Origin of the sequence: Streptomyces muensis (assembly GCF_021474425.1) — a bacterium.
GTDB lineage: Bacteria > Actinomycetota > Actinomycetes > Streptomycetales > Streptomycetaceae > Streptomyces > Streptomyces muensis.
Genome location: NZ_JAKEIP010000311.1, coordinates 1 through 8,661, shown reverse-complemented (window position 1 = coordinate 8,661; position 8,661 = coordinate 1). Strand labels below are relative to the sequence as shown.

Below are 8,661 nucleotides of genomic sequence, written 5' to 3'. Positions count from 1 at the left end.
GACGAGGGCGGGGCGCGGCCCTGTGGCGGGGACCGACCGGCGGATCGTGCCGGCGCGCAGAGCTCCCGTACGCCCAGCTGTGCTGATGAGGCACCGCTACAGCCGGCCTGATCCGCCGGACAGGCCTTGGTCGGATCGGGCGGCGGGCGGCAGGGGCGTGCAGGTCGACGGGTGGACGTGGGCGGACTGAAGGAGCTCGGCGGCGCCGCGGACGGCCGCGGTGTGCGGGGCCGGGACCACACGCAGCGGTGCGTGCAGGCGGCCGGTGAGGCGATAGGTGATCTCGGGACGCAGCGCGCCCCCGCCCGCCAGGAGGACGCCGTGGTGCAGGGCGTCGACGGTGAGCGAGCTGCGGTCCTCGCGGAGCATCCCGGTCAGCATCGCGACCACCGCCTCGACGAGCTGCTCCGCCGACGTCGTGCCGTCCAGGTCGCCGGTACCGACGGCCGCGTGGTGCGCGTCGGTCACGGCGCCGTCGCTCAGCAGCACCGCCTCGGTGAGGTGGGCGCCGATGTCCACCACCAGCAGCGGACGGGACAGGTCCGCGCCGGCGGCCACGGCGACGGCCCGGGCGCCGGGCACGGTGAGCACACCGCACGGCTTCAGCGCCTCGACCGCGGCACGCGCCTGGGCGCGGTAGGCGACGCCGTCCAGGACGGGGGTGGTGACGATGACCAGGGGCCGGGTGAAGCGCGGCAGGCGAGGGACGAGCAGACGTTCCAGCATCCCGGCGCAGCCCTGGGCGTCGACTATGGTCCCGCGCTGGATCGGGTACACCGCCTCGGCCCCGGGGAAGGCGACGGTGGGCACGTCGACGACCACGCCCTTGCCGGCGATCCAGGCGCGGGTGCGGGCACTGCCCATGTCCAGGGCGATGCCGCAGCAGCGCCGGCACATCGGCCAGGGCCGGTGCCGGGCGACGGCGGAGCGCAGCAGGTCGGTGCCGGTCATCGGCCGCCCTCCTTGACCTGCTGGCAGCGGGCGCAGTAGCGGGCCTGCGGCACGATCATGAGCCGTTCCCGGTCGACGGGGCGCCGGCACAGGTGGCAGGTGCCGTAGACGCCGTCGTTCATCCGGGCGAGGGCCGCTTCGACGTCGGCGAGGACCATGCGGGCGGAGGCGACGAGCTTGACGTGGACCTCGATCTGCGAGGCGGCCCGCCGCCGGATGCGGTCCTCGGCGCGGGAGGTGTCCGGTCCGGTGAGTCGGCGCAGCTGCTCCTGGCGGAACAGCCGCTGCTCGTGCAGGTTCTCCCGCAGCGCGGCGAGGTCCTCGGCCGACAGCTGCGTCGTGCTCTCGTCGATGGTCTGGTGGTTCACCACGTCACCCCTTTTGAGGCAGGGCGTAGAAGATCGGTACGGATGGTTCCTCAGACGGCGCGACGCTGGCAGGCGACGCAGTGGCGGGCGTAGGGGAGGATCTCCAGCCGCTCCGCCGGGACCGGCTTGGCGCAGCCGGCGCAGGTTCCGTAAGTGCCGTCCTCGATGCGGCCGAAGGCGTCCTCGATCTCCTTGAGGACCCGCTTCATCGCCGTCAGCTGCGCGGACAGGAGCGGATCGTCCGCGCTGTGCCCTGTCTCGCTGAGGGCGTGCAGCTGGGCCAGCCGGGAGACACGGGCGTGTTCGAGGCGCTGACGGGCCTCGTGCAGCGGGGGTTCGGCCCGGGTGACATCGAGCGACATGATCGGTGCCCTTCTCGTCTCGGCTGGGGTGGTCGTGTGTCATCCACCCCGGTGCCCTCAACCCTGGCCGGGCGCGCCTCGGATACCTATCGGTCGCGGACTCCATTTACCCCGGGGCAGGGGACCCATACGGCCGCCCGGTGGGTAGCGCGCGTCCGCGGAAATGGGGGTCAGCGCCCATCGACGGCGCGCTCGGGACAAGGCAGCCTGGCGGGCAGGTCAGTCACGCATCCCGGAGTCGCGCACGCCGTGGGCCGCCTGATGGCCGACAGTGGAGGTGAACCGAGGTGTGGAAGGGGAGGCGTGCGGCCGGTGTCCTTGTTCTGGCGGATCTTCGCCCTGAACGCCGTGGTCCTGGGTCTGGCCACGGCACTGCTGCTGTGGGCTCCGGTGACCGTGTCCGTGCCCGTCCTGCTCACCGAGGCGGTGATCCTGGTCGGCGGTCTGGCCGTCATGCTGGTCGCCAACGCCGCGCTGCTGCGCCTCGGCCTGGCTCCGCTGGACCGGCTCACCAGACTGATGACCACCGTCGATCTGCTGCGCCCCGGGCAGCGTCTGCCCGCCGCAGGCGGCCGTGAGGTCGCCGAGGTGATCCGTACGTTCAACGCGATGCTGGAGCGCCTCGAACAGGAGCGGGCCACCAGCAGCGCCAGGGCCCTGCTGGCCCAGGAGGCCGAGCGCCGCCGTATCGCACAGGAACTGCACGACGAGGTCGGGCAGACCATGACCGCGATCCTGCTGGGGCTCAAGCGCGCCGCCGACGACGCGCCGGACCCGCTGCGCAAGGACCTCCACGAGGTGCAGGAGATCACCCGGGAGAGCCTGGACGAGGTTCGTCGCCTGGTACGCCGGCTGCGGCCGGGCGTGCTGGACGACCTCGGTCTGATCAGCGCGCTGACCTCGCTCACCGAGGACTTCGCCACCCACACCGGGCTGCGGATCACCCGCCGTTTCGACGCCGACCTGCCCGCACTGGCACCGGAGACGGAACTGGTCCTCTACCGCGTCGCCCAGGAGTCCCTGACCAACGCCGCCCGGCACGCGGACGCCGAACACGTCACCGTCGCCCTGCGGCACACCGGCGACAGCGCGGTGCTGACCGTCACGGACGACGGCCGCGGCGTCAAGGCCGCCCGCGAAGGCGCCGGCATCCGCGGCATGCGGGAGCGGGCCCTGCTCATCGGCGGCAGCCTGGAGATCGCCCCGGCACCCGACACCGGCACCCGCGTCCAGCTCACCGCGCCCGTATCCAGGAAGCACTGACCATGCCGGAGACGACCACGACCCCCGGGGCGGAGACGAGCGCGATCCGCATCCTGCTCGCCGACGACCACGCCCTGGTCCGCCGCGGAGTGCGGCTCATCCTCGACCAGGAACCCGACCTGCGGGTCGTCGCGGAGGCCGGGGACGGGGCGGAGGCCATCGAGCTGGCCCGCTCCCACGACGTCGACCTGGCCGTGCTGGACATCGCCATGCCGCGCCTGACCGGACTCCAGGCCGCCCGCGAACTGGCCGCCCTCAAACCGGGACTGCGGATCCTGATGCTCACCATGCACGACAACGAGCAGTACTTCTTCCAGGCCCTCAAGGCCGGCGCGAGCGGCTATGTGCTGAAGTCCGTCGCCGACCGGGACCTGGTCGCGGCCTGCCGGGCCGCGATGCGGGACGAGCCGTTCCTCTACCCGGGCGCGGTCACCGCCCTGATCCGCAACTACCTCGACCGGGCCCGCCACGGCCAGGAGACCCCCGACCAGATCCTCACCCCCCGAGAGGAGGAGGTCCTCAAGCTGGTCGCCGAGGGCCACTCCTCCAAGGAGATCGCCGACCTGCTCTTCATCAGCATCAAGACCGTCCAGCGCCATCGCGCCAACCTGCTGCACAAACTCGGCCTGCGCGACCGCCTCGACCTCACCCGCTACGCCATCCGCGCCGGCCTGATCGAACCCTGACCGCATGCCTGACGCCGCGCGCATCGCCCCCGGCACCAGCGCCACCGCGCCCGTACGACGCTTTCCCGCCGCCGCGCTGCTGGCAGCCGTCCTCCTGGCGCTGCTGACCACCCTCGGCGCCGCCGCCCCGCCGGTCGTCGGCACGCCCGTGACGGTGGGACAGCACCAGGACGACGGGCCGCGCGCCCACGACGGCTGCGACGCCGGCTGTGTCGTCCGGGCGGTGACCCGCCACGACCCGCACAGCGAGCACCCCGCCCCGCGCGGCCCCCTCCTCACCCACGGCCAGGCCTCGGACGCCGTCACCCCTTCCCACCGCGTACGGCCACCGGCGCCGCCGGTCCACTCACCGTCCTCGCAGCCCCGTACGGCCCCCGACCGCGGGCGGGCGCCCCCGGTGTCCTCCGGCACCTGACGCCCTGTCCCGTCCCATCCCCTCGCACCCCGCCGCGGCCCCTCGTCGGCCGCCGTTCGGGTGTGCCTGCCGGAGGCTCCGTTGAACCGTTCCCTGCGCCTGCGGGCGCTGCTCGCCCTCGCCGTGCTCGCCGTATCGCTGTACATCGCCTTCACCGTGCCGGTCCGGCTCGGACTCGACCTGCGCGGCGGCACGCAGATCGTGCTGGAGACCCGCCCCACCGCCGACGCCGACAGCGAGGCCACCGACCGCAGCCTGGAGGTGCTGCGCGGCCGTATCGACGCACTCGGCGTCGCCGAACCCACCCTCGTCCGCTCCGGCGAGAACCGGATCATCGTCGAACTGCCCGGCGTGCAGGACCCGAAGCAGGCCGCCGACGTCCTGGGCCGCACCGCACAGCTCACCTTCCACCAGGTGCTCGGCACCGCCGAAAGCGGTGCCGAGACAGGACCAGGGGAACGCGTCCTGCCCGACGAGTCCGGCACCCCCTTGCGCCTCGGCGCCGCCGCCCTGACCGGAGAGCACGTCAAGGAGGCCGCCGCCCGGTTCGACCAGCAGGGCGCCACGGGATGGCACGTCACCGTCGACTTCGAGGGCCCCGGCCGCGACGGCTGGGCCCGGCTGACCGGCGAGGCCGCCTGTCACCCGGCGGGCGACCCGGCACGAAGGGTCGCCATCGTCCTAGACGACAAGGTCATCTCCTCCCCACAGGTCGACCCGTCCGTCGGCTGCGAGACCGGCATCCGCGACGGCGCCACCCAGATCACGGGCTCCTTCAGCCCGGAGGAAGCACGCGAACTGTCGCTGCTCATCAACGGCGGAGCCCTGCCCGTGCCCGTCGAAACCGTCGAACAGCGCACCGTCGGCCCCACCTTGGGCGCGCAGGCCATCGCCGCCAGCGCCTGGGCCGCCGCCATCGGCACCGCGCTGACCTCGCTGTTCATCATCGCCGTCTACCGGCTGCTCGGCGGCCTCGCCGCCCTCGCCCTGGCCTGCTACGGCCTGGTCTCCTACGCCGCCCTGGCCGCCCTCGGCGCCACCCTGACCCTGCCGGGCCTGGCCGGTTTCGTACTGGCCATCGGCATGGCCGTCGACGCCAACGTGCTGGTCTTCGAACGCGCGAGGGAGGAGTACGCGGCCCGCCGCCGCCCCAGCACCCGCTCGGCCCTCGCGGCCGGCTTCCGCAACGCCTTCAGCGCCATCGCCGACTCCAACATCACCACGCTGATCGCGGCAGCCCTGCTGTTCTTCCTCGCCTCCGGGCCCGTCCGCGGCTTCGGCGTCACCCTCGGCATCGGCGTGCTCGCCGCCATGTTCAGCGCCCTGGTGATCAGCCGCGTCCTCGCCGAGTTCGCGGTGAGCCGCCCGAGCGTACGCCGCCGCCCCCGCCTCACCGGCATCGCCACCACGGGCGCGGTCCGCGACCGCCTGGTCCGCCGCAACCCCCGGCTGATGCGCCGGCCGCTGCGCTGGCTGGCCACGTCCGCGGCCGTACTGGTGCTGGCCGGTGCGGGGATCGCGGTGCGCGGGGTCGACTTCGGAGTGGAGTTCACCGGTGGCCGTCTCATCGAGTACGCCACCGCCGACCCCGTCGATCCCGACCGGGTCCGCACCGCCCTCGACGACGCCGGACTGCCCCGAGCCGTCGTGCAGTCCTCGGGCGAGACGGGCCTGACGGTGCGTACCGGGACCTTGACCGACGCCGAGGCGGCCGAGGTCAGCGGCGCCGTGGACGACGTCGCGGGCGGCGCCGACAAGGTCCGTGACGAGATGATCGGCCCGAGCCTGGGCAAGGAGCTGCGGCAAGGTGCGCTGATCGCGCTCGCCGTGGCCCTCGGGGCACAGCTCGTCTACCTGACCGTGCGCTTCCGCTGGGTCTTCGGCACGGCCACGGTCGTCGCCCTCGCCCAGGACGTGGTGATCCTGCTCGGCGTTTTCGCCTGGCTGGGCAAGCCCGTCGACGGGGTGTTCCTGGCCGCCCTGCTCACGGTGGTCGGCTACTCGGTCAACGACTCCGTGGTGCTCTTCGACCGCGTCAGGGAACTGGCCCGCAGGACCACCCGGGCACGGTTGCCCGGCGTCGTGAACCAGGCGATCCTCCAGACCCTGCCCCGCACCGTGAACACCGGCATGGGCGCCGCGTTCATCCTCACGGCCCTCGCCGTGCTGGGCGGCTCCTCGCTCACCGACTTCGCCCTGGCCCTGCTCATCGGCATCGCGGTCGGCACCTGCTCCTCCGTCTTCACCGCGGCGCCCCTGGTGATCCGGCTCCACCGCCGCACCGCACGCCGGAAGCCGTCACGCCGCCCCTGACCGCCGGGATCGCCGGCGGACGGGGCGGGTGAGGCTTCCTACGCCACGGTGGGCTTCAGCGCGACAGCCCCTCGCGGTGGTAGCCCTGGGCCAGCCGGGCCAGGGCCACCGCACCGAGCAGCAGACCGAAGTCGCGCAGCGCGATGTCGTAGTAGTCGGGGATGGTCAGCAGGTTCACGATGATGCCGGCGAGCCATCCGGCCACCAGCCAGCCCCCGAAGCGAGGGGCCAGGGCGACGACGAGACCCGCGACGATCTCGATGACACCGACGGCGTACATGGCCGCCTGGGCGCTGCCCGGAACGACGTCGTTGATCCACGGCGCGAGATAGCCCGGCCAGTCCACGAGCAGATTGGCGAACTTGTCCAGACCGAACAGGATCGGCGCCACGGTGAACCCGGTGCGCAGGATGACGAATGCCTGGTAGCGGGGGTCGGCGAGCGCGGCCCGCCGAGGCCCGGCCGGCGTGGTTGTGGTGGTGGACGACATGGCGTTGTTCCTTCGGCTCTTCTAACGACAACTTTCACTGTTTATAGAAGCGCCTGGCGGTTCTTAAGTCAATGGGCATGGGTTTTACACTGGTGTTCGTGGACCGTTCGAACGACGCCAGCCGCCCCGACGTCTCCGCCGTCGCCGCCCTGGACGAACCGACGCGCAGGAGGCTGTACGACCACGTCGTGCGCCAGCAGGAACCCGTCAGCCGTGACGAGGCCGCCGCCGCGCTCGGGCTCGCCCGCCAGACCGCGGCCTTCCACCTGGACCGGCTGGCGGACGAGTCACTCCTCGACGTCGTCTACGAACGGCGCAGCGGCCGCACCGGCCCGGGAGCGGGCAGGCCGGCCAAGCTGTACCGGCGCTCATCGAAGCAGGTCACCGTCAACCTTCCGGAGCGGCAGTACGAACTCGCCGGACGGCTCCTGGCCCAGGCCCTGGAGGAGTCCGAGGCCACCGGCGAACCGGTCCGTTCCGTCCTGCACCGAAAGGCCCACGACGTCGGCGCCCAGCTGGCCGGGCAGCACACGGGCGTGTTCGACCTCCTGGAGCACCACGGCTTCGAGCCCCGCTACGACGATGACGCGATCGTGCTGGGCAACTGCCCCTTCCACGCACTCGCCCGCGAACACACCCAGACCGTCTGCGGCATGAACCTCCACCTGCTCCGCGGCGTCCTCGAAGGACTCGACGAGCACGGCCGCCGGGCCTGTCTGGCGCCCGGGGCCGGCCACTGCTGCGTCCGTCTCGAACCGACGGATCAGTAGACGGAAAGCCCGTACGCGCTCAGTACTTCCTGGATCGGCTGGTAGTAGGTGACCCCGCCCGTCGCGCAGCTCCCGGAGCCGCCGGAGAGGATTCCGACGACCTTGTCACCGGCGTAGAGCGGGCCGCCGCTGTCGCCGGGCTCGGCGCAGATGTTCGTCCGGATGAGGCCGGAGACGGTTCCGTCCGGATAGTTGACGGTCGCGTTGAGCGCGGTGACCACACCGCAGTGGACTCCGGTGGCCGCACCCCGACGGCAGACGCTCTGGCCGACGTAGGCGGTCGCGGTCCCGGTGACGTCGACGGACCCGATGGTGCCGGGGCGCGGCACGGCCGGGTTGGCGTACTGGACGACACCGAAGTCGTTGCCGGGGAAGCTGGTGCCGGTGGTGGGGCCGATCGTCGTGCTCATGGCGGAACTGGTGTACCAGGTGGACATGGTGTCGGTGCAGTGGCCTGCGGTGACGAAGTAGTACGAGGTGCCGCTGCGCACGTTCACGCCCGCCGAACAGCGCCAGCCGGCCGCGTAGATGCCGTCACCGCCCGACAGGAGGGTGCGCAGCCGCCCGTCGAGCCGTTCGAGGGTCGCGACGCCCGCGAAACGCCCGACGGCTCGCCGGACCGCGGCCAGGTCCGCTTCGCCGACCGTGGAGTCGGCGAGGATCCGCAGCTTCCCGGTGCGCTCGTCGACGGCCCAGGCCGTCCCGGCGATCCCCAGCGACTCGACGGCCGAAGCCGCGCCGGCCACCGACGCGGCGGACGGTACGGCGTCGGGCGCGGGCGCCGCCGTCGCGCTGGTGTCGGACAGGGCGAGAGCGGCCGCCACGAGCAGGCTCAACGCCGAGGCGATCAGCCGTGGACGACGTCTGACGGGGGTACGGCGCACTGTGATCACTGAAGACTCCCGAGGACGGTAGGGCAGGTTCGAGTGATGGCGCGCGGCCGTGCGGGACGCGGCCACGGCTGCGCCCGTCGACGCCGCGTCGAGGCCGGCCGACGTCTCAGTGTGTCCGGCCGCGCCCGGTGGGGGTAGGTGGCCTTCGGT

Annotated in this window: 10 protein-coding genes; 5 read left to right on the top strand and 5 right to left on the bottom strand. The window is 72.7% G+C overall.

The features are described 5' to 3' along the window. Positions 1 to 96: 96 nt before the first annotated feature. From L0P92_RS38915 to L0P92_RS38905, 3 genes are read right to left on the bottom strand one after another with little or no spacing between them, the layout of a single operon-like run. On the bottom strand, positions 97 to 951 hold the full coding sequence (locus L0P92_RS38915; protein WP_234767858.1) for a rod shape-determining protein: 855 nt from the start codon (positions 949 to 951) through the stop codon (positions 97 to 99). Next, positions 948 to 1,322, bottom strand: a complete 375-nt coding sequence (locus L0P92_RS38910) for a TraR/DksA family transcriptional regulator (protein WP_234767857.1) — start codon at positions 1,320 to 1,322, stop codon at positions 948 to 950. Before L0P92_RS38910 ends, L0P92_RS38915 begins: the two co-directional genes overlap by 4 nt. A gap of 47 nt (positions 1,323 to 1,369) precedes the next feature. After that, positions 1,370 to 1,681 carry a TraR/DksA C4-type zinc finger protein gene (locus L0P92_RS38905; protein WP_234767856.1) on the bottom strand — a complete coding sequence of 104 codons (312 nt, stop codon included), beginning with the start codon at positions 1,679 to 1,681 and terminating at the stop codon, positions 1,370 to 1,372. A gap of 312 nt (positions 1,682 to 1,993) precedes the next feature. On the opposite strand from L0P92_RS38905, the gene L0P92_RS38900 reads away from it, so the two are divergent. From L0P92_RS38900 to secD, 4 genes are all read left to right on the top strand, one after another. After that, positions 1,994 to 2,944, top strand: a complete 951-nt coding sequence (locus tag L0P92_RS38900; RefSeq protein WP_234767855.1) for a HAMP domain-containing sensor histidine kinase — start codon at positions 1,994 to 1,996, stop codon at positions 2,942 to 2,944. A gap of 2 nt (positions 2,945 to 2,946) precedes the next feature. Further along, positions 2,947 to 3,630 (top strand): response regulator, encoded by a 684-nt coding sequence (locus tag L0P92_RS38895; protein WP_234767854.1) that lies wholly within the window; start codon positions 2,947 to 2,949, stop codon positions 3,628 to 3,630. Between the two features lie 4 nt (positions 3,631 to 3,634). Beyond that, positions 3,635 to 4,045, top strand: coding sequence for a hypothetical protein (locus tag L0P92_RS38890; protein WP_234767853.1), 411 nt, complete (start codon positions 3,635 to 3,637; stop codon positions 4,043 to 4,045). A gap of 81 nt (positions 4,046 to 4,126) precedes the next feature. After that, positions 4,127 to 6,358 (top strand): protein translocase subunit SecD, encoded by a 2,232-nt coding sequence (gene secD, locus L0P92_RS38885; protein WP_234767852.1) that lies wholly within the window; start codon positions 4,127 to 4,129, stop codon positions 6,356 to 6,358. Between the two features lie 55 nt (positions 6,359 to 6,413). Here secD and L0P92_RS38880 read toward each other — a convergent pair whose 3' ends face one another. After that, positions 6,414 to 6,848, bottom strand: coding sequence for a hypothetical protein (locus L0P92_RS38880; protein WP_234767851.1), 435 nt, complete (start codon positions 6,846 to 6,848; stop codon positions 6,414 to 6,416). A 71-nt stretch (positions 6,849 to 6,919) separates the two neighbouring features. Here L0P92_RS38880 and L0P92_RS38875 point away from each other — a divergent pair, with 71 nt between their 5' ends. Next, positions 6,920 to 7,618 carry a helix-turn-helix transcriptional regulator gene (locus L0P92_RS38875; protein ID WP_234767850.1) on the top strand — a complete coding sequence of 233 codons (699 nt, stop codon included), beginning with the start codon at positions 6,920 to 6,922 and terminating at the stop codon, positions 7,616 to 7,618. On the opposite strand, the gene L0P92_RS38870 is transcribed toward L0P92_RS38875, so the two are convergent. Continuing rightward, positions 7,612 to 8,511 (bottom strand): S1 family peptidase, encoded by a 900-nt coding sequence (locus L0P92_RS38870; RefSeq protein ID WP_234767859.1) that lies wholly within the window; start codon positions 8,509 to 8,511, stop codon positions 7,612 to 7,614. The two genes, L0P92_RS38875 and L0P92_RS38870, sit on opposite strands and share 7 nt — an antisense overlap. Between the last annotated feature and the right edge of the window lie 150 nt (positions 8,512 to 8,661).